Origin of the sequence: Bacillus sp. PS217 (genome assembly GCF_037963535.1) — a bacterium.
Classification (GTDB): Bacteria; Bacillota; Bacilli; order Bacillales; family Bacillaceae; genus Bacillus; species Bacillus subtilis.
Genome location: NZ_CP150157.1, coordinates 2,298,914 through 2,318,069, shown reverse-complemented (window position 1 = coordinate 2,318,069; position 19,156 = coordinate 2,298,914). Strand labels below are relative to the sequence as shown.

The window sequence follows — 19,156 nt, the reverse complement described above, 5'->3', positions numbered from 1 at the left end:
TAAGCGGAGAAAGAGGGAATGACATTGTTCTTACACGGCACAAGCAGACAAAATCAACATGGTCATTTAGAAATCGGAGGTGTGGATGCTCTCTATTTAGCGGAGAAATATGGTACACCTCTTTACGTATATGATGTGGCTTTAATACGTGAGCGTGCTAAAAGCTTTAAGCAGGCGTTTATTTCTGCAGGGCTGAAAGCACAGGTGGCATATGCGAGCAAAGCATTCTCATCAGTCGCAATGATTCAGCTCGCTGAGGAAGAGGGACTTTCTTTAGATGTCGTATCCGGAGGAGAGCTATATACGGCTGTTGCAGCAGGCTTTCCGGCAGAACGCATCCACTTTCATGGAAACAATAAGAGCAGGGAAGAACTGCGGATGGCGCTTGAGCACCGCATCGGCTGCATTGTGGTGGATAATTTCTATGAAATCGCGCTTCTTGAAGACCTATGTAAAGAAACGGGTCACTCCATCGATGTTCTTCTTCGGATCACGCCCGGAGTAGAAGCGCATACGCATGACTACATTACAACGGGCCAGGAAGATTCAAAGTTTGGTTTCGATCTTCATAACGGACAAACTGAACGGGCCATTGAACAAGTATTACAATCGGAACACATTCAGCTGCTGGGTGTCCATTGCCATATCGGCTCGCAAATCTTTGATACGGCCGGTTTTGTGTTAGCAGCGGAAAAAATCTTCAAAAAACTAGACGAATGGAGAGATTCATATTCATTTGTATCCAAGGTGCTGAATCTTGGAGGAGGTTTCGGCATTCGTTATACGGAAGATGATGAACCGCTTCATGCCACTGAATACGTTGAAAAAATTATCGAAGCTGTGAAAGAAAATGCTTCCCGTTACGGTTTTGACATCCCGGAAATTTGGATCGAACCGGGCCGTTCTCTCGTGGGAGACGCAGGCACAACTCTTTATACGGTTGGCTCTCAAAAAGAAGTGCCGGGTGTCCGCCAATATGTGGCTGTAGACGGAGGCATGAACGACAATATTCGTCCTGCGCTTTACCAAGCTAAATATGAAGCTGCGGCAGCCAACAGGATCGGAGAAGCGCATGACAAAACGGTATCAATTGCCGGAAAGTGCTGTGAAAGCGGAGATATGCTGATTTGGGATATTGACCTGCCGGAAGTAAAAGAAGGCGATCTTCTTGCCGTTTTTTGTACAGGCGCTTATGGATACAGCATGGCCAACAATTATAACCGTATTCCGAGACCCGCCGTTGTATTTGTCGAAAACGGTGAGGCTCATTTAGTCGTGAAGCGAGAAACATACGAAGATATTGTAAAACTTGATCTGCCATTTAAAACGGGTGTAAAGCAATAAAAGAAAGCGCCGATTTTTCGGCGCTTTTCTTATTTGAATATAGATACAATCGCATTCCAGATAGATACGAAGAAATCAATGACTTTCTGGATGAAGTTTTTGCCTTCATCTGATTCTATGAATTTCGTAATCTTATCTTTCGCTTTATCTAGCTGGTCACTGACCTGTCCCCAGTCAATGTCAGCGTTTTTCATCTTATTGAATAGGGAGACAAGCTGATTCTTTTGGCTGTCTGTAAGTGTGACGTTTAAATCAGAAGCTGCGTCATCCACTTGTTTTTCGATGTCAGCTTTATTATCAGGCACCCCGTTTTTAGCAAACTCTTCTTTGATTTTTGCAATCAGGGCTGCCGCATTTTCGTTACCGATTTTGTCTCCAAGCTCTGATGTCGTGACAAGCTCTTGGTTGGCGACCTGCTTAACATCCTCCGAGATCGCTTCGTCAGAAGAAACTTCATACGCCTTAATCAATCCAGTTAAAGCGGCAGTCCCGGATACTTCAAACGGTGCTGTAACATACACCTTCGCATCTTTAACACCGGCTGTCATCAGTGCATTCAGGTACATTTCATCTGTGATGCCGCTGATATTATGGGTCTCAACATTCAATCCGGAGCCTTTTTTGGCAATGGTGATTGACGATGAAGAAATCGCTCTCGATCCGATTTGCGCGTTCGATATATATTTTCCTAAATATTCATGTTCTTCCTTATTGGTCACGGTTACCGTTGTGGCATTATCAGGGACATTCATTTCATCAAGCACTTTTTGTTTGTCAGATTCTGACAAATCAGCACCCAGTGTTACAATGACATCTCCAACTGCGGCATCCGCGAGACTGACCTTCGGAACCATCAGCAGCAAAACGGCCGCTGCCAGCATTCCAATCCAAATTTTCTTCAAAGCAGTTTGACCTCCTTCAATTTCACAAGCAGCTGGATAGTGCTGCTTTGTGAGGACCTGAATCATGAAAAATACAGTTCCGTTAGGTTAGACGGAGATAAAGAGATTCAGGTTTCATTTTTATTTTTTAGTAAAGCTCGGGAGATTCGTTTTCCCCCGAAAGGTGTGGTATAATAGCCGCGACAAGGAGAGACAGGCTATAACCTATCATACATAATCTCCTTTGAAAATTAAAATAAAGAAAGTAGGCATACAATTGAAAACAGGTTACTTTTTATTAGAAGACGGGAACAAAATTGAATTTGAACTTTATCCTGAAGCTGCACCTGGAACTGTTGCAAACTTTGAAAAGCTTGCGAACGAAGGCTTTTATGACGGGCTTACATTCCACCGAGTGATCCCTGGCTTCGTCAGCCAAGGCGGATGCCCGCACGGAACTGGTACTGGCGGTCCGGGATACACAATCAAATGTGAAACAGAAGGAAACCCGCATACACATGAGGCGGGCGCACTTTCTATGGCACATGCCGGAAAAGACACTGGCGGCAGCCAATTTTTCATCGTTCATGAGCCACAGCCTCATTTGAACGGTGTTCACACTGTATTCGGTAAAGTAACAAGCGGATTAGAATTCGCGAAAAACATGTCTAACGGCGATGTCATGAAAGAAGTTCGCGTAGAAGGCTAATTGGCAGGCAAAAGGCTTCCTCATATAGAGGGAGCTTTTTTATTGGGTAAAAATGTTCAATAAAAAACCGCCGAGTGCTGATGGCGGTTGGCAAAACCAGGTGTTTAGTTAGTGAGACATCGCAAGCCCCCGTAATGAATAGATTAAAAAGTTTTGGTGACGTTCTGATCAGTAAATTGATGATTAATCATTTTAGCCTTGCTTACAAAGTTATTTTCAAAAACAATTCCTGTGTTTAAACCTCCGGAGCCAAACACAGATTTCGACAAAGTTAAAGGCCTGATCATAAAAGCGCCGCCTACGTTAATTACACTGTTCCCGGAAACGTTGTTTATATTAATAGGATAATCAATCATACTATCAAGTCTCCTTTCATATCATTCTATTTTTTATATGTATTAGTGCTAGAGTTGATTAGCGTAAACTTATCGGCAAAAATATTTAGGAGATGCCTGTTTTCATTGATTTAAAAAAACTCGAAAAAAGCGCCTCCTTTAAAGCTTCCGGAAGACTAGCTATCTGTCTATTCTTTTAACTACTCTGAATGCGGCAGCTGCTTTTCTGGCGAATGTAATAGGATCATCCTGTGCTGACTCAAAATGCATATACATTGCACCCGGCTCACTAAATAACTAGTGGTTATGCAATGCAGTAATCGTCATGCGCCGCTATCCTAGTTCGGTGAGCAAAGAATTTACCTCTTCATGTACGAAACTAAGTGAAATACTTTATCATTGCGAACATCAAACGGGGAAAATGGGGAATGGCCAAGGAATGAGGTAGGCAAACAAACACCTGACTCGGTGGCAGAACGAACTGCCCAAAATTTTGGCAAACTCCCTGTGTATCTTTTGTTTCCTCCCATTTCATGCTATTGCTCCTCCTATGTCAAAAAAGAATGTATGAGTGACGAGTATAGGAGAGAAGATCCCGCCATAGACAATGTTGTTGGACGACTGAAGGTGAAATTGTGCTGATTATACAAAAAGTGGATTGGGAATGATAAAAGAACAAAAAAGTTTAAGGAGAATCACATGCAAGTTTTGACGGGGTTGCTCGAACAGTACGGATATGCCGTCTTGTTTATTGTCTTGATGTTAGAGTTTCTATCTTTACTTGGACCAGGAGAGTTTGCCGGTGTTCTCGTGTTTCAAGAAAAGTTAAACTGGGTGCTAAGCATGTTAGCGGCCGGATTGGGGAGCTGTGCGGGAGTGAGCATGTCGTATTGGATCGGGTATAGACTGGGCCCAGCTGCAATTCAGAAAGCTTTTGCGTCGAGAGGTGTTCTGTTAGCCGTTATTGTTCTAACTTTTTTTTGGACGGTATTCAGAGGGCAAGATCGGAAAATCGAACTATCTTTCTTATTTTTCCTAGTCATTGGTGGGGAGCTTTATGAAGAGGGAATCAGACGGCTCTTTCATTCCCTTCATCCTGTTCACGCTCCTTTGGAAAGTCATGTATTATATCCATTCCCAAGCGAACAGACGTTAACGGCATTTGTCATTTTTGGTTTTTGTGCTTATCTTTTTGTTCGTCATTCTCACAAGGCGTGTCTGCAAACTGTTGCGTTTTTTTGTTTATTATCGTTTTATTCTTCATCGGGCTGAGCCGTGTGTACGTTAATGAGCAGTATCCGAGTGATGTTGCTGCGGGTTACGCCTTCGGCGGTGTTTGGCTTGGTTTAAATGTTTTGGTCATGGAGCTTTTCCGTTTCTCCAGAAGATTTACCAAGCTGAGAAACGAACTCAATTAGTATGTAAAGAACGGGTGATCAAAATTAAGAAAACTTTAAAGTAGTACGGTTCATTGGGATTGGTATTTTGTAGTAAAATAAATCAAACAAACGTGATGTAATGAAAAGGAGAACGCGATATGGACAACAAAGGCTGTATAAAATGCGGCAGTACTGAAGCCGGACAAAAAGAAATAGCCACAACCGGCACGGGATTATCAAAGCTGTTTGACGTGCAGCATAACCGATTTCTAGTGGTTTACTGTAAGAACTGCGGATATTCAGAGTTTTATAATAAAGAGTCTTCAACTGCTGGGAATATATTGGATTTATTTTTTGGAGGCTGATCCATGTTTTCGAGCTTGAATGATTTTAAACATATTATGAAAGCAAAAAACGTGGTGCGGTTATCACCTGTGAAATAGGCTGCCGCAAACATTCCAGTAACCTTCATGACGTGAATTGTTTTGTCAAGTGCCATGGGTATCATGGACTGGGAGATCAATGGAATGCAGTAAATGAACAAACTGCCCGTAACCTCATGCTTTATATACGATCTAAAGATTTAGCATATGAGAACTCTCTTTCTTCTGAGTCCATCGCTTCTGAATTATGCGATTCATTTCTTTCAATATTTGCAGGCTTAGTTATGATCGACAAGAAAAATAGGCATGATGTGGGTAGAAGATGTGTTTGTAAAATCACTTCAATGGTCCTAATGGGATTTTTTTTCGATTCGTGATAACATAAATTGAAGACCGTTGTTTATTGGAGGAAATCAGTTGAAATCAGAAAATGTTTCGAAGAAAAAATCAATATTAGAATGGGCAAAAGCAATTGTGATTGCTGTCGTTCTTGCTTTGCTCATCCGCAACTTTATTTTTGCGCCGTATGTCGTTGATGGTGACTCTATGTATCCTACACTTCACAACCGTGAAAGGGTCTTTGTTAATATGACAGTCAAATACATCGGCGAGTTTGATAGAGGAGACATCGTCGTGTTAAACGGAGATGATGTTCACTATGTCAAACGTATTATCGGCCTTCCCGGCGATACGGTTGAGATGAAAAATGACCAGCTCTATATCAACGGGAAAAAGGTGGACGAACCTTATTTGGCGGCTAATAAAAAGAGAGCGAAACAGGACGGTTTTGACCATTTGACCGATGATTTCGGCCCGGTTAAAGTGCCTGATAACAAGTATTTTGTGATGGGTGACAATCGTCGCAATTCCATGGACAGCCGTAACGGCCTTGGCCTCTTCACGAAAAAACAAATTGCGGGTACGTCAAAGTTTGTTTTCTACCCGTTTAACGAAATGCGCAAAACAAATTAGGATCAAGCAGCTTCCCGAGAGGCTGCTTTTTTATATCTTTTTTGCGGTCATCCCCTTAAAACAGAACATAAATTCGTATATCTATAGAAAAGAAATTTTTGCAGAAATGTGAAACATATTCCCGTTATGCATCGTTATATTAATAATTTACGAGAATTTACGGTTTTTTATTCATGAAAAAAAGGAATAACTCATATGAATGAATAGATTCATATTGGCTGGAGGTTTAGAAATGGGAAGAATAAAAACCAAGATTACCATTCTGTTAGTGCTTTTGCTTTTACTTGCAGGCGGTTATATGTACATAAATGATGTTGAGCTGAAGGATGTTCCGACAGCAATTGGACAAACCTTGTCCTCGGAAGAAGAGGAATACACCATCCAGGAATATAAAGTGACGAAAATTGACGGCTCAGAGTATCATGGAGTAGCAGAAAACGGAACGAAAATCATCTTCAACGGAAAAAAATTAAATCAGGATTTATCTGATATAAAAGAAGGTGACAAGATTAAGGCTTACTTCAGCAAATCAAAGCGGATCGACGGATTAATCAAGGTTGCAAAAGTGAATGATTAACAAAACATCACCTTTCGGATCGAAGGGTGATGTTTTGTTTTTCTCAAATTGTAAGTTTATTTCATTGCGTACTTTAAAAAGGATCGCTATAATAGCCAATAAGGACAAATGAATAAAGATTGTATCCTTCGGGGCAGGGTGGAAATCCCGACCGGCGGTAGTAAAGCACATTTGCTTTAGAGCCCGTGACCCGTGTGCATAAGCACGCGGTGGATTCAGTTTAAGCTGAAGCCGACAGTGAAAGTCTGGATGGGAGAAGGATGATGAACCGCTATGCAAATGGTTCAAAAATGCATAGTGTTATTTCCTATTGCGTAAAATACCTAAAGCCCCGGATTTTTTATAAAAATTCGGGGCTTTTTTGACGGTAAATAACAAAAGAGGGGAGGGAAACAAATGGAAGAGTATTATATGAAGCTGGCCTTAGATCTTGCGAAGCAGGGCGAAGGACAGACCGAATCCAATCCGCTTGTCGGCGCTGTTGTCGTAAAGGACGGACAAATTGTCGGAATGGGCGCCCATTTAAAATATGGGGAAGCTCATGCAGAAGTTCATGCCATCCATATGGCTGGAGCACATGCAGAGGGTGCCGACATTTACGTTACACTCGAACCGTGCAGCCATTACGGAAAAACACCGCCATGTGCAGAATTGATTATCAACTCTGGCATCAAAAGAGTGTTCGTGGCGATGAGAGATCCTAATCCGCTTGTGGCTGGAAGAGGGATCAGCATGATGAAAGAAGCCTGCATTGAGGTAAGGGAAGGCATCCTGGCAGACCAGGCGGAGAGGCTGAATGAAAAATTTCTGCACTTTATGAGGACAGGCCTTCCGTACGTCACGCTAAAAGCGGCTGCCAGCCTTGACGGCAAGATAGCTACCAGCACGGGTGACAGCAAATGGATCACGTCAGAGGCTGCAAGACAGGATGCTCAGCAATACAGGAAAACACACCAAAGCATTTTAGTCGGAGTTGGCACAGTGAAAGCCGACAATCCGAGCTTAACCTGCAGACTGCCGAATGTAACAAAACAGCCGGTTCGGGTCATACTTGATACCGTACTCTCGATTCCTGAGGACGCTAAAGTGATTTGTGATCAAATAGCGCCGACATGGATTTTTACGACGGCACGCGCAGAAGAGGAAAAGAAAAAACGGCTTTCAGCTTTCGGAGTGAACATATTTACACTTGAAACCGAGCGCATTCAAATTCCCGATGTTTTGAAGATCCTAGCGGAGGAAGGCATCATGTCGGTGTATGTGGAAGGCGGTTCAGCTGTTCACGGAAGCTTTGTCAAAGAAGGCTGTTTTCAAGAAATCATCTTCTATTATGCCCCTAAACTAATCGGAGGAACGCATGCTCCCAGCTTAATCTCCGGTGAAGGTTTTCAATCAATGAAAGATGTCCCCTTATTACAATTCACTGATATAACCCAAATCGGCCGTGATATCAAACTGACGGCAAAACCGACAAAGGAATAGGATGGTGACCATGTTTACAGGAATTATCGAAGAAACAGGCACAATCGAATCCATGAAAAAAGCAGGGCATGCAATGGCCTTAACTATTAAATGCTCAAAGATTTTAGAGGATGTTCATCTTGGCGACAGCATTGCAGTGAACGGCATTTGTTTAACTGTCACTGATTTTACAAAAAATCAATTCACAGTGGATGTTATGCCTGAAACAGTCAAAGCTACGTCACTGAATGATTTAACAAAAGGAAGCAAAGTAAATCTGGAAAGAGCGATGGCGGCAAACGGCCGTTTCGGAGGCCATTTCGTCTCAGGCCATGTCGACGGAACTGCGGAAATCACACGAATTGAAGAGAAAAGCAACGCAGTTTACTATGATTTAAAAATGGACCCATCATTAACAAAAACATTGGTTTTAAAGGGATCAATTACGGTGGATGGCGTGAGCTTAACCATATTCGGCCTGACAGAAGACACAGTGACGATCTCCTTAATACCGCATACGATCAGCGAAACGATTTTTTCAGAAAAAACGATCGGCTCTAAAGTGAATATCGAATGCGATATGATCGGAAAATATATGTATCGATTTTTGCATAAAGCCAATGAAAATAAGACCCAACAAACCATTACAAAAGCCTTCTTAAGCGAAAACGGCTTTTAGAGAGGAAGATTAGCATGTTTCATCCGATAGAAGAAGCACTGGACGCTTTAAAAAAAGGCGAAGTCATCATCGTTGTAGATGATGAAGACAGAGAAAATGAAGGAGACTTTGTGGCTCTTGCCGAGCATGCAACGCCGGAAGTCATTAACTTTATGGCGACACATGGGAGAGGACTGATCTGCACGCCGCTCAGTGAGGAAATCGCAGACAGGCTTGATCTTCACCCTATGGTTGAGCATAATACAGACTCTCACCACACTGCATTTACCGTAAGCATAGACCATCGTGAAACGAAGACAGGTATCAGCGCTCAAGAAAGATCTTTTACCGTTCAAGCATTGCTGGACAGCAAATCCGTGCCATCTGATTTTCAGCGTCCGGGGCACATTTTTCCACTGATTGCGAAAAAAGGAGGTGTCCTGAAAAGAGCGGGCCATACAGAAGCTGCTGTTGATCTTGCTGAAGCTTGCGGATCTCCAGGAGCCGGCGTCATTTGTGAAATTATGAATGAAGACGGAACGATGGCGAGAGTGCCTGAGCTCATTGAAATTGCGAAAAAGCATCAATTAAAAATGATCACCATTAAGGATTTGATTCAATACCGTTACAATCTGACAACACTTGTCGAGCGTGAAGTTGACATTACGCTGCCTACTGATTTTGGGACATTTAAGGTTTATGGATACACAAATGAGGTAGATGGAAAAGAGCATGTCGCATTTGTGATGGGAGAGGTGCCGTTCGGAGAAGAACCGGTATTGGTCCGGGTACATTCAGAATGTCTCACAGGTGACGTGTTTGGCTCTCATCGCTGTGATTGTGGACCGCAGCTGCACGCTGCGCTGAACCAAATTGCCGCAGAAGGCCGTGGAGTGCTTCTGTACTTGCGCCAAGAAGGACGAGGCATCGGTTTAATCAATAAATTAAAAGCTTATAAGCTTCAGGAACAAGGCTATGACACCGTAGAAGCCAATGAGGCGCTTGGATTCTTGCCGGATCTTCGCAACTATGGCATCGGAGCACAAATTTTACGCGACCTCGGTGTCCGGAATATGAAGCTTTTGACGAATAATCCGCGAAAAATCGCAGGCCTTGAAGGCTACGGACTCAGTATTTCAGAAAGAGTGCCGCTTCAAATGGAGGCGAAAGAACACAATAAAAAATATTTGCAAACCAAAATGAACAAGCTAGGTCATTTACTTCATTTCTAACCACAAATATCACAAAAAAGGATGGGAATCATATGAATATCATACAAGGAAATTTAGTTGGTACAGGTCTTAAAATCGGAATCGTAGTAGGAAGATTTAATGATTTTATTACGAGCAAGCTGCTGAGCGGAGCAGAAGATGCGCTGCTCAGACATGGCGTAGACACAAATGACATTGATGTGGCTTGGGTTCCAGGCGCATTTGAAATACCGTTTGCTGCGAAAAAAATGGCGGAAACAAAAAAATATGATGCTATTATCACATTGGGCACTGTCATCAGAGGCGCAACGACACATTACGATTATGTCTGCAATGAAGCTGCAAAAGGCATCGCGCAAGCAGCAAACACTACTGGTGTACCTGTCATCTTTGGAATTGTAACAACTGAAAACATCGAACAGGCTATCGAGCGTGCCGGCACAAAAGCGGGCAACAAAGGTGTAGATTGTGCTGTTTCTGCCATTGAAATGGCAAATTTAAACCGCTCATTTGAATAATTTGCTGAAAACAGTTTAAAAATATGGCGAAAATGATATAATGTGAGAAAACGGATCACCTATTCGTATCCGTTAATAGCAGACTGGACATTTTGGATATAGAGGGGTTTTTATGTTAATTCGTTATAAAAAATCGTTTGAAAAGATTGCGATGGGGCTTCTTTCGTTTATGCCGAATGAAAAAGACCTTAAGCAGCTTCAGCAGACAATTAAGGACTACGAAACGGATACAGACCGCCAGCTCTTTCTTTGGAAAGAGGACGAGGATATCGTCGGAGCAATCGGAGTCGAAAAAAAGGATTCTGAGGTTGAGATCCGGCATATCAGTGTGAATCCTTCTCATCGCCATCAAGGAATCGGAAAACAGATGATGGATGCTTTAAAGCATTTATTCAAAACGCAAGTACTGGTTCCAAATGAATTAACGCAGAGCTTTTTCGAACGTTGTCAAGGTCAGCAGGATCAAGACATTTCATACAATAATTAAGCAGAGGCTGTCATCAGCCTCTGCTTTTTTTTCTGCGTTCTATTTCTCTTTCACGTTCACGGATGACGTCAGTCCGATCCCGCAAACGGTGTTTGTCGATCAGAAATATGTTCCTGAGTGCACTGGGCTGCCCCCATGTATACTTTTTTTTCCTGCATTCGATCCTGCATGCTTCCTCCAGTTTCTCATCTTTGATTGGCAGCATAATGCTTTTATAGGCAGAGCCGGTTTCGATTTGTTCGTAAACCGATTGCATAAGTTCGAGCAAACGGCCATGATCGAGCCCTAAGTCTTCGACTGCCCGGTGTTCTGCTTGAAGAATCCGGATGCTGTTCGCCATCAGTCTTTTTGCCCCGGCTGTATTCTGCCTTCTGTGATGATATAAAGCAACTGCAAGCTGAATAAAGCCGACCCAATAGCGTTTTCGTTTCTTTGGCGGATCTTCCTTCCAATATTCTTCTAATATTTCATGGCATTCAAAATAATCCCGTGTCGCGTGAAACTCAACGAGATAATCTATATAAGCTTTCGGATACAAGGTGTTTCCTCCTTTAATGTGCTTTTAGTGTACCATAGAAGGGATAAAAGGAAAAAAGAACGCTCGGCCTCTATTGCTTCTTAGAAAGGAAAACCAGAAGCTAAGGCTTTTTCTCCCGCTTCTGCGCTCCGAGCAAATACCTCTCGTGTTTTGAATATTCTGTATAAACTTGTTCAAAACAGGAAATGAAATAGTATTGGACGAGAGCTTTTTGGTGGCTTATACTATAGGGTAGCCAGTTTTTCCGGCAATGAGAGTGATACTTGAAAATGGTGAGATGATGGAAGAATATCAAGTGAAAATTGATACGTTTGAGGGCCCATTGGACCTGCTGCTTCATTTAATCAATCGTCTTGAAATTGACATATATGATATACCTGTGGCGAAGATCACTGAACAATATTTATTATATGTACATACGATGCGTGTGCTTGAGCTCGATATGGCCAGCGAGTATTTGGTTATGGCTGCCACGCTGCTCAGCATTAAAAGCAGAATGCTGCTCCCGAAGCAAGAGGAGGAGCTTTTTGAAGATGAATTACTTGAAGAAGAAGATCCGCGGGAGGAACTGATTGAAAAGCTGATTGAGTATCGAAAATATAAAGATGCGGCGAAGGATTTAAAAGAACGGGAAGAAGAAAGACAAAAATCGTTCACGAAACCGCCGAGTGATTTGAGTGAATACGCAAAAGAAGTAAAACAGTCTGAGCAAAAGCTCTCTGTCACGGTCTATGATATGATCGGAGCTTTTCAAAAAGTGCTGAAACGCAAAAAAATAAACAGGCCGATGGAAACAACAATTACAAGACAGGACATACCAATCGAAGCCAGAATGAACGAAATCGTGCACAGCTTGAAATCTAGAGGAACGAGAATCAACTTTATGGATCTGTTTCCATATGAGCAAAAAGAACATTTAGTAGTGACCTTTCTAGCTGTTCTCGAGCTGATGAAAAATCAGCTGGTCCTCATTGAACAGGAACACAATTTTTCAGATATTTACATTACGGGGAGTGAATCCATTCATGGGGCTTGATATCGTGAATTGGAAAGCTATTGTGGAAGCCCTTCTTTATGCGGCAGGCGATGAAGGGCTTACAAAAAAGCAGCTGTTAACAGTGCTTGAAATCGAAGAGCCTGAACTGAACACGATCATGGCGGATGTGGCGGACGAATACCGCGGAGATACACGAGGGATTGAACTTATTGAGTATGCAGATACGTACATGCTCTCTACCAAAAAAGACTTTGCGCCTTACTTGAAAAAACTGATTGAAGTGCCGTCAAAGGGCCTTTCTCAGGCATCTTTAGAAGTACTGGCCATTGTTTCATACAAACAGCCAATTACGAGAGCAGAAATTGAAGAAATCAGAGGAGTAAAATCAGAGCGGATTTTACACAGTCTTGTCGCGAAGGCGCTATTGTGTGAAGTAGGGCGTGCCGATGGTCCGGGGCGGGCCATTTTATACGGTACTACGCCGACTTTTCTTGAACAATTCGGTCTGAAAACGCTGGACGAGCTTCCGCCGCTGCCTGAAAATGCGGAAGAAGACGTTCTTCAAGAAGAAGCAGATTTATTTTTTGAAAACTTTAACCAAACCTTCGAAGATATAAAATAGAAGTTTAATGAATCGCGCTTTTTCATCATCATAAGATATAAGGAAGAAGCTATCATGAAAGAAGCAAAATGTGAGAGACAAAGACATGAGGGGAAGATACCAAACGAAATGGGACATTCGATTGTGCGAGCGCAGACTCAAAAAACAGGCGAATTCTTATCAATGGTTGTCAATACCGTGAACGATTACCTAAATCAAACGACGCTTGAGTCCTTACAGGCTGAATTGCCTATTGAAAAAGGGTACTGCTGTGATGTGCTTAGCACTCTGAGAAGAATGGCAGTATTTTGTGAAGGAGGCGCAGAAGCGTGCCGTCGTCTCCTGATGCAGGAGCCTTTTCAGGAAGCCAGAGCGGAAAAAACACTTTATAATGTGTATCACCAATGCATTGAAGAGTTCTTTATGCCGAAAAAAGACACGTGGTGTGAAAATAGCCGGGCGTCTTATACCGGGGTCAGCGCAATTGAGTTTTATCATGCTGTTCCTGCGTCGCTTGAGCAATTATTATTGCCGTTGAGCGCGGCCTTTCTGAAGATGAGGGAAGAGCTGGCTCATTACGAAGCGTCCGGATCAAGCATGGCGCCAATCAGATAACGTTTACTCTCCCTTTTTCAGGGAGAGTTTTTTTATGTTTGCTTCCAGAAATATAATTGTTATTCATAACTGATGGACATGCGCATAAACTTGTACAAACCACCACAAGGACGTGAGCAAACATGCGCATTTTCAAAAAAGCAGTATTCGTGATCATGATTTCTTTTCTTATTGCAACCGTAAATGTGAATACAGCACATGCTGCTATAGATGTCAGTGCAAAAAGCGCGATCATTATTGACGGTGCGTCAGGCAGAGTGTTATATGCCAAGGATGAGCATCAAAAAAGGCGGATCGCGAGCATCACAAAAATTATGACCGCCGTCCTCGCCATCGAATCCGGCAAAATGGATCAAACGGTGACGGTTTCGGCAAATGCTGTCAGAACAGAAGGCTCCGCCATTTATTTAACAGAAGGTCAAAAAGTGAAGCTAAAAGATCTTGTGTATGGCCTGATGCTAAGATCAGGAAACGACGCCGCTGTCGCGATTGCTGAGCATGTCGGTGGGAGCCTCGATGGGTTTGTTTATATGATGAATCAAAAAGCCGAGCAGCTTGGTATGAAAAACACCCGTTTTCAAAACCCGCACGGATTGGACGACCATGAAAATCATTATTCAACAGCCTATGACATGGCCATTTTAACTAAGTATGCTATGAAGCTGAAAGACTATCAAAAGATTTCAGGCACAAAAATATACAAAGCGGAAACGATGGAAAGCGTATGGAAAAACAAAAATAAACTGCTGACCATGCTATATCCGTACAGCACAGGAGGAAAAACAGGCTATACAAAACTTGCAAAACGGACACTGGTCTCTACGGCTTCAAAGGACGGCATTGACCTGATAGCCGTCACCATTAATGACCCTAATGATTGGGATGACCATATGAAGATGTTTAACTATGTGTTTGAGCATTATCAAACCTATTTAATTGCAAAAAAAGGGGATATTCCAAAGCTGAAAGGCACATTTTATGAATCGAAGGCTTTTATCAAACGTGATATCACCTATTTGCTGACTGAAGAGGAAAAAGAAGATGTGAAAATTAATACCACACTGCTCAAGCCGAAAAAAGCATGGGAAAAAGATGCCTCGAAAATCCCTGACATCGTAGGGCACATGGAGATCATGTTCAACAATGCAACCATCGCAAAAGTGCCGATCTATTATGAAAATGAGCGGCATCAAAAACCGAAGAAACAATTTTTTGAAACGTTTAAATCAATCTTTCTGAATGCGGCAGGCGGAGCAAAATGGTCAATATAATTTGGGTCAGTTTAACCGTGATCGGACTCGTTTTTGCGATGTGCAACGGAACTCTGCAAGATGTAAATGAAGCCGTGTTTAAGGGTGCGAAAGAAGCGATTACGATTTCATTTGGATTGATGAGCGTGCTTGTTTTCTGGCTTGGCTTAATGAAAATCGCCGAGCAGTCAGGTCTTTTGGATATTTTCAGCCGGATGTGCAGGCCTTTTATATCTAAACTGTTCCCTGATATACCGCCGGATCACCCGGCGATGGGCTATATTTTATCTAATCTTATGGCGAATTTCTTCGGCCTCGGAAATGCAGCAACTCCGCTTGGCATTAAAGCAATGGAACAAATGAAAAAGCTGAATGGAAACCGATCGGAAGCAAGCCGGTCAATGATTACTTTTTTAGCTGTTAATACGTCCTGCATCACACTCATCCCGACAACGGTGATCGCTGTCCGAATGGCTTATTCCTCCAAAACGCCGACAGATATCGTCGGGCCAAGCATTTTGGCAACGCTTATTTCCGGAATCGGTGCCATTATCATTGATCGGTATTTTTATTACCGCCGCAAAAAGAAGGGAAGGTGAGCGGATGGAAATCATCAACTGGCTGTCTTTAGCCATGATTCCAATCATTATTGCCGGAATTCTTCTTTATGGAACGATCAAAAAGGTTCCGACATATGAATCGTTTGTCGAAGGCGGAAAAGAGGGGATAGAAATCGCCTTTTCCATTATCCCCTATTTAGTCGGAATGCTTGTCGCTATAACTGTTTTCAGATCATCAGGCGCGCTTGATTTTATAATGGATCTTTTAAAACCGGCTTTCTCCGCTATCGGCATCCCTGCTGAAGTAGTGCCGCTTGCTCTGATCCGCCCGATCTCCGGTACGGCCGCACTCGGAATGACGACCGATTTAATTGCAGTATACGGGCCCGATTCCTTTATCGGCAGGCTTGCTTCCGTCATGCAGGGATCTACAGATACAACGCTTTACGTACTGACTGTGTATTTCGGAGCAGTCGGCATTAAAAAAATGGGTGATGCATTAAAGGTGGGACTTCTTGCAGATTTAATCGGCGTAGTTGCATCTATCATCATCGTTACGTTATTATTTGGGAGCGCCTGAAAACGGCGTTTTTTTTAGATTTGGCATAGGAATTTGAAAAAGCTTGTTTGTTAAGGTTTAAAAAAGTAAGATAATACTTGAGGTGAAAGACATGGAAAGACTGCAAAAAGTGATTGCTCATGCTGGAGTTGCGTCGCGCAGAAAGGCAGAAGAGCTGATTAAAGAAGGAAAAGTAAAGGTGAATGGCAAAGTAGTAACAGAGCTAGGTGTTAAGGTCACCGGTTCTGATCAGATTGAGGTAAACGGGTTAAAGGTTGAACGCGAAGAGCCGGTTTACTTTCTCTTATATAAACCAAGAGGCGTTATTTCCGCAGCGCAAGATGATAAAGGACGCAAAGTGGTGACGGACTTTTTTAAAAATATTCCGCAGCGCATTTATCCGATTGGGCGTCTGGACTATGATACGAGCGGTCTTTTGCTTTTAACCAATGACGGCGAATTCGCCAATAAGCTGATGCACCCTAAGTATGAAATAGACAAAACATACGTGGCGAAGGTGAAAGGAATCCCGCCTAAAGAGCTGCTCAGAAAGCTGGAGCGCGGAATTAGGCTGGAAGAAGGCAAAACAGCGCCTGCTAAAGCGAAGCTGCTGTCCTTGGATAAGAAAAAGCAGACAAGCATTATTCAGCTGACGATCCATGAGGGACGCAACAGACAGGTGCGCCGCATGTTTGAAGCGATCGGACATGAGGTAATCAAGCTGAAGCGTGAGGAATACGCGTTTTTAAACCTGCGAGGCCTGCACACGGGCGATGCCAGAGAGCTTACGCCTCACGAAGTAAAAAGGCTCAGAGCACTGGCGGATCATGGTAAAAACGCTTTCTAAATTTCACATAACCTTCAAAAAGTAAGAAATGTGAAATGAACGTGCAATGATATAATTGAATGGATCTGCAATAGGGGGAAGGGGGCAGTGGACAATGAAGAAAAAAAGGCGTTTATTCATTCGGACCGGCATCCTTCTCGTTTTAATCTGCGCACTCGGCTATACCATTTACAATGCTGTATTTGCCGGCAAAGAGAGTATATCCGAAGGGTCCGACGCACCGAATTTTGTCCTTGAGGATACGAATGGGAAACGTATCGAGCTCAGTGACTTAAAAGGGAAAGGTGTTTTTTTGAATTTCTGGGGTACATGGTGTGAACCGTGCAAAAAAGAGTTTCCTTATATGGCAAACCAATATAAGCATTTTAAAAGCCAAGGTGTTGAAATTGTCGCTGTAAATGTTGGGGAGTCAAAGATAGCAGTACATAATTTTATGAAATCCTACGGAGTCAATTTCCCGGTTGTTCTGGATACAGATCGCCAAGTGCTTGATGCCTATGACGTATCTCCGCTTCCGACAACCTTTTTGATCAATCCGGAAGGAAAAGTTGTCAAGGTGGTGACCGGCACTATGACAGAAAGCATGATACACGATTATATGAATCTCATAAAACCCGGAGAGACTTCGGGATGAAGCAAGTCAAATGTGAATGCGGACATATAAACCCGGTCGGAACCGTTTTATGCGAATCGTGCGGAAGAGCTCTTCAGGAAACTCAACCTCCGCTCGCTGATATGAGATATGACGGAAGCGCAAGACGTTCGCAAACCTATAACAAAACGATCATCGACAAAATTTGGAATTTCTTTTCCTCGGTTAAGGTGGGAATATGGCTTATCGTCATAACCCTTGCCGCATCAGCGTTCGGCACCATTTTTCCCCAGGAAGCCTATCTGCCTCCGGGCGCACAGGCTGATACTTATTACAAGGAGCAGTACGGCACGTTCGGCCAGCTTTATTATTTGCTCGGGTTTCATCACTTATATGGTTCTTGGTGGTATTTGCTGCTCATTGCCTCGATCGGCATTTCACTCGTGATTTGCAGCCTTGATCGGGTCATTCCGTTGTACAGAGCGTTAAAAAACCAAGGCGTCAGAAGGAGCCCAGCTTTTTTAAGAAGGCAGCGCTTGTTCAGTGAAACAGTAACTGTACTGAACGGGGAATCGAAAGAAAAGATAGTTGCTCTATTAAAGAAAAAACATTATAGAATCAGAGAAAAAGAGGGCAGCATTCTTGCTGAAAAAGGACGCTTTTCCCGCTGGGGCCCGTATGTCAACCATATTGGATTGATCATCTTTTTGATTGGTGCGATGCTGAGATTTGTGCCTGGCATGTACGTCGATGAGACGCTTTGGGTCAGAGAAGGCGAAACCGCAGCAATTCCGGGTACAGACGGAAAATATTATTTGAAAAACAATCAATTCAGCGTAGAGACCTATAACAGCAAAACGGAAAAAAAGGTATTTGCAGATGCCATTGACAGAGTCGGGGACGGTAGAGTGGCAAAGAACTTTCAAACCGAGGCCGTACTCTACAAGAGAGAAGGAAAAATTGTTTATGGCGAGAAGCCGAAGCTGAAAAAAGTAACAGAAGAAGACATCCGTGTCAATCAGCCGCTGCGTTTTGATTCTTTTTCCGTTTACCAGGTGGATTATAAAGAGAATCAGCTTGACCAAATGGTGTTCCAGCTGATTGATAAAAAAACAAAAAAATCCTTTGGGAGCCTGAAGATCAACCTTCTGGATCCAGATTCGGTCTATGATCTTGGCAACGGTTACAAAGTGGAAATCGCCAGCTACCTGCCAGACTTCTATTTTAATCAGGACGGAGAGCCGAGCACAAAAACAAAGATCCCTAACAATCCGGCTTTTGTCTTTAATATTATAACGCCGGACAAACCGAAAGGCGAAAAGAGCTTTGTCGCCATCCAAGAAACCATCGAAGGATCAGGCAATAATAAATACAAGCTGAAATTTGACCATGTCGAAACGAAAAACATTACTGGACTTACAGTCAGAAAGGATCTGACACTCTGGGTGCTTGCTGTCGGCGGAGCCATTTTTATGATCGGTGTTATTCAAGGTATGTACTGGCAGCATCGAAGAATTTGGCTGCACTCACAGGACGGTGCAGTTATGGTAGCAGGGCATACCAATAAAAACTGGTTTGGCCTGAAGAAGGATTTAGCATTTATATTGGCTGATTCCGGACTGACTGAACCGGTGGACCAAAAAGAATTAATCAAAACACAGAAATAGGCGAAAAGGGAGTGA

General features: G+C 42.9%; 24 protein-coding genes, 1 pseudogene and 1 riboswitch. Of the genes and pseudogenes, 21 read left to right on the top strand and 4 right to left on the bottom strand.

Translation table 11 applies throughout. From position 1 onward, the window contains the following. Positions 1-24 precede the first annotated feature (24 nt). On the top strand, positions 25-1,344 hold the full coding sequence (gene lysA / locus NSQ83_RS11815; protein WP_004398851.1) for a diaminopimelate decarboxylase: 1,320 nt from the start codon (positions 25-27) through the stop codon (positions 1,342-1,344). 29 nt (positions 1,345-1,373) lie between these two features. Here lysA and NSQ83_RS11810 read toward each other — a convergent pair whose 3' ends face one another. Next, complete coding sequence (locus NSQ83_RS11810; RefSeq protein ID WP_009967658.1) at positions 1,374-2,246, bottom strand: DUF1002 domain-containing protein; 873 nt, start codon at positions 2,244-2,246, stop codon at positions 1,374-1,376. 256 nt (positions 2,247-2,502) lie between these two features. On the opposite strand from NSQ83_RS11810, the gene NSQ83_RS11805 reads away from it, so the two are divergent. Next, complete coding sequence (locus NSQ83_RS11805; protein ID WP_003223931.1) at positions 2,503-2,934, top strand: peptidylprolyl isomerase; 432 nt, start codon at positions 2,503-2,505, stop codon at positions 2,932-2,934. Positions 2,935-3,077: 143 nt separating this feature from the next. Here the strand turns inward: NSQ83_RS11805 and NSQ83_RS11800 are convergent, their stop codons facing one another. Continuing rightward, on the bottom strand, positions 3,078-3,290 hold the full coding sequence (locus tag NSQ83_RS11800; protein WP_003230479.1) for a spore germination protein: 213 nt from the start codon (positions 3,288-3,290) through the stop codon (positions 3,078-3,080). A gap of 678 nt (positions 3,291-3,968) precedes the next feature. Here NSQ83_RS11800 and NSQ83_RS11795 point away from each other — a divergent pair. From NSQ83_RS11795 to NSQ83_RS11785, 3 genes and pseudogenes are all read left to right on the top strand, one after another. Next, positions 3,969-4,174 (top strand): annotated as a pseudogene (locus tag NSQ83_RS11795) (hypothetical protein). A gap of 309 nt (positions 4,175-4,483) precedes the next feature. Next, a complete protein-coding gene (locus NSQ83_RS11790; RefSeq protein WP_250629421.1) occupies positions 4,484-4,687 on the top strand; it encodes a phosphatase PAP2 family protein in 204 nt (67 codons plus the stop codon). A 119-nt stretch (positions 4,688-4,806) separates the two neighbouring features. After that, positions 4,807-5,013 carry a zinc ribbon domain-containing protein gene (locus NSQ83_RS11785; RefSeq protein ID WP_003230483.1) on the top strand — a complete coding sequence of 69 codons (207 nt, stop codon included), beginning with the start codon at positions 4,807-4,809 and terminating at the stop codon, positions 5,011-5,013. On the opposite strand, the gene NSQ83_RS11780 is transcribed toward NSQ83_RS11785, so the two are convergent. Beyond that, a complete protein-coding gene (locus tag NSQ83_RS11780) occupies positions 4,956-5,192 on the bottom strand; it encodes a hypothetical protein (protein ID WP_082200955.1) in 237 nt (78 codons plus the stop codon). The two genes, NSQ83_RS11785 and NSQ83_RS11780, sit on opposite strands and share 58 nt — an antisense overlap. 256 nt (positions 5,193-5,448) lie before the next feature. Here NSQ83_RS11780 and lepB point away from each other — a divergent pair, with 256 nt between their 5' ends. From lepB to ribT, 7 genes are all read left to right on the top strand, one after another. Further along, entirely contained in the window at positions 5,449-6,003 is a 555-nt protein-coding gene (gene lepB / locus NSQ83_RS11775) for a signal peptidase I (RefSeq protein WP_003246166.1), read from the top strand. Positions 6,004-6,235: 232 nt separating this feature from the next. Then, on the top strand, positions 6,236-6,580 hold the full coding sequence (locus NSQ83_RS11770; RefSeq protein ID WP_003230488.1) for a hypothetical protein: 345 nt from the start codon (positions 6,236-6,238) through the stop codon (positions 6,578-6,580). Positions 6,581-6,700: 120 nt separating this feature from the next. Next, positions 6,701-6,845: riboswitch (FMN riboswitch) on the top strand. 131 nt (positions 6,846-6,976) lie between these two features. After that, the gene (gene ribD / locus NSQ83_RS11765; protein WP_198878661.1) at positions 6,977-8,062 is read left to right on the top strand and encodes a bifunctional diaminohydroxyphosphoribosylaminopyrimidine deaminase/5-amino-6-(5-phosphoribosylamino)uracil reductase RibD; all 1,086 of its coding nucleotides are present in this window, start codon (positions 6,977-6,979) and stop codon (positions 8,060-8,062) included. Positions 8,063-8,072: 10 nt separating this feature from the next. Continuing rightward, positions 8,073-8,720, top strand: a complete 648-nt coding sequence (gene ribE, locus NSQ83_RS11760; protein WP_004398505.1) for a riboflavin synthase subunit alpha — start codon at positions 8,073-8,075, stop codon at positions 8,718-8,720. Positions 8,721-8,734: 14 nt separating this feature from the next. Further along, positions 8,735-9,931 (top strand): bifunctional 3,4-dihydroxy-2-butanone-4-phosphate synthase/GTP cyclohydrolase II, encoded by a 1,197-nt coding sequence (locus NSQ83_RS11755; RefSeq protein WP_003230496.1) that lies wholly within the window; start codon positions 8,735-8,737, stop codon positions 9,929-9,931. A gap of 32 nt (positions 9,932-9,963) precedes the next feature. Next, positions 9,964-10,428 carry a 6,7-dimethyl-8-ribityllumazine synthase gene (gene ribH / locus NSQ83_RS11750; RefSeq protein ID WP_003223915.1) on the top strand — a complete coding sequence of 155 codons (465 nt, stop codon included), beginning with the start codon at positions 9,964-9,966 and terminating at the stop codon, positions 10,426-10,428. A gap of 112 nt (positions 10,429-10,540) precedes the next feature. After that, a complete protein-coding gene (gene ribT / locus NSQ83_RS11745) occupies positions 10,541-10,915 on the top strand; it encodes a GNAT family N-acetyltransferase RibT (RefSeq protein ID WP_003223910.1) in 375 nt (124 codons plus the stop codon). Between the two features lie 13 nt (positions 10,916-10,928). Here ribT and NSQ83_RS11740 read toward each other — a convergent pair whose 3' ends face one another. Beyond that, positions 10,929-11,453: a DUF309 domain-containing protein gene (locus tag NSQ83_RS11740; protein WP_032722049.1), complete on the bottom strand. Its 525-nt coding sequence runs from the start codon at positions 11,451-11,453 to the stop codon at positions 10,929-10,931. 280 nt (positions 11,454-11,733) lie between these two features. Here NSQ83_RS11740 and scpA point away from each other — a divergent pair, with 280 nt between their 5' ends. The 9 genes from scpA to resB all read left to right on the top strand — a co-directional run bounded on the left by scpA (position 11,734) and on the right by resB (position 19,141). Further along, entirely contained in the window at positions 11,734-12,489 is a 756-nt protein-coding gene (gene scpA / locus NSQ83_RS11735; RefSeq protein WP_014477220.1) for a segregation/condensation protein A, read from the top strand. Beyond that, positions 12,479-13,072 carry an SMC-Scp complex subunit ScpB gene (gene scpB, locus NSQ83_RS11730; RefSeq protein WP_003223904.1) on the top strand — a complete coding sequence of 198 codons (594 nt, stop codon included), beginning with the start codon at positions 12,479-12,481 and terminating at the stop codon, positions 13,070-13,072. The genes scpA and scpB overlap by 11 nt, the downstream gene beginning before the upstream one ends. A 54-nt stretch (positions 13,073-13,126) precedes the next feature. Beyond that, positions 13,127-13,666: a YpuI family protein gene (locus NSQ83_RS11725; protein ID WP_014477219.1), complete on the top strand. Its 540-nt coding sequence runs from the start codon at positions 13,127-13,129 to the stop codon at positions 13,664-13,666. A 122-nt stretch (positions 13,667-13,788) separates the two neighbouring features. After that, positions 13,789-14,937 carry a D-alanyl-D-alanine carboxypeptidase DacB gene (gene dacB / locus NSQ83_RS11720; RefSeq protein ID WP_128993082.1) on the top strand — a complete coding sequence of 383 codons (1,149 nt, stop codon included), beginning with the start codon at positions 13,789-13,791 and terminating at the stop codon, positions 14,935-14,937. Beyond that, entirely contained in the window at positions 14,925-15,515 is a 591-nt protein-coding gene (spmA, locus tag NSQ83_RS11715; protein WP_004398980.1) for a spore maturation protein SpmA, read from the top strand. Before dacB ends, spmA begins: the two co-directional genes overlap by 13 nt. A gap of 4 nt (positions 15,516-15,519) precedes the next feature. Next, complete coding sequence (gene spmB / locus NSQ83_RS11710) at positions 15,520-16,056, top strand: spore maturation protein SpmB (protein WP_003230509.1); 537 nt, start codon at positions 15,520-15,522, stop codon at positions 16,054-16,056. Positions 16,057-16,147: 91 nt separating this feature from the next. Continuing rightward, positions 16,148-16,882: a 23S rRNA pseudouridine(2605) synthase RluB gene (gene rluB, locus NSQ83_RS11705; protein WP_004398815.1), complete on the top strand. Its 735-nt coding sequence runs from the start codon at positions 16,148-16,150 to the stop codon at positions 16,880-16,882. Between the two features lie 94 nt (positions 16,883-16,976). Next, entirely contained in the window at positions 16,977-17,516 is a 540-nt protein-coding gene (gene resA, locus NSQ83_RS11700; protein WP_003230513.1) for a thiol-disulfide oxidoreductase ResA, read from the top strand. Beyond that, entirely contained in the window at positions 17,513-19,141 is a 1,629-nt protein-coding gene (resB, locus tag NSQ83_RS11695; protein ID WP_086344030.1) for a cytochrome c biogenesis protein ResB, read from the top strand. The genes resA and resB overlap by 4 nt, the downstream gene beginning before the upstream one ends. The last annotated feature ends 15 nt before the right edge of the window (positions 19,142-19,156 follow it).

Bases quoted from the DNA above. Each gene is read 5' to 3' on its own strand.
- NSQ83_RS11800 (WP_003230479.1), bottom strand. From the start codon at position 3,290: ATGATTGATTATCCTATTAATATAAACAACGTTTCCGGGAACAGTGTA.
- NSQ83_RS11785 (WP_003230483.1), top strand. From the start codon at position 4,807: ATGGACAACAAAGGCTGTATAAAATGCGGCAGTACTGAAGCCGGACAA.
- NSQ83_RS11770 (WP_003230488.1), top strand. From the start codon at position 6,236: ATGGGAAGAATAAAAACCAAGATTACCATTCTGTTAGTGCTTTTGCTT.
- ribD (WP_198878661.1), top strand. From the start codon at position 6,977: ATGGAAGAGTATTATATGAAGCTGGCCTTAGATCTTGCGAAGCAGGGC.
- ribE (WP_004398505.1), top strand. From the start codon at position 8,073: ATGTTTACAGGAATTATCGAAGAAACAGGCACAATCGAATCCATGAAA.
- NSQ83_RS11755 (WP_003230496.1), top strand. From the start codon at position 8,735: ATGTTTCATCCGATAGAAGAAGCACTGGACGCTTTAAAAAAAGGCGAA.
- ribH (WP_003223915.1), top strand. From the start codon at position 9,964: ATGAATATCATACAAGGAAATTTAGTTGGTACAGGTCTTAAAATCGGA.
- ribT (WP_003223910.1), top strand. From the start codon at position 10,541: ATGTTAATTCGTTATAAAAAATCGTTTGAAAAGATTGCGATGGGGCTT.
- scpA (WP_014477220.1), top strand. From the start codon at position 11,734: ATGGAAGAATATCAAGTGAAAATTGATACGTTTGAGGGCCCATTGGAC.
- scpB (WP_003223904.1), top strand. From the start codon at position 12,479: ATGGGGCTTGATATCGTGAATTGGAAAGCTATTGTGGAAGCCCTTCTT.
- NSQ83_RS11725 (WP_014477219.1), top strand. From the start codon at position 13,127: ATGAAAGAAGCAAAATGTGAGAGACAAAGACATGAGGGGAAGATACCA.
- dacB (WP_128993082.1), top strand. From the start codon at position 13,789: ATGCGCATTTTCAAAAAAGCAGTATTCGTGATCATGATTTCTTTTCTT.
- spmA (WP_004398980.1), top strand. From the start codon at position 14,925: ATGGTCAATATAATTTGGGTCAGTTTAACCGTGATCGGACTCGTTTTT.
- spmB (WP_003230509.1), top strand. From the start codon at position 15,520: ATGGAAATCATCAACTGGCTGTCTTTAGCCATGATTCCAATCATTATT.
- rluB (WP_004398815.1), top strand. From the start codon at position 16,148: ATGGAAAGACTGCAAAAAGTGATTGCTCATGCTGGAGTTGCGTCGCGC.
- resA (WP_003230513.1), top strand. From the start codon at position 16,977: ATGAAGAAAAAAAGGCGTTTATTCATTCGGACCGGCATCCTTCTCGTT.
- resB (WP_086344030.1), top strand. From the start codon at position 17,513: ATGAAGCAAGTCAAATGTGAATGCGGACATATAAACCCGGTCGGAACC.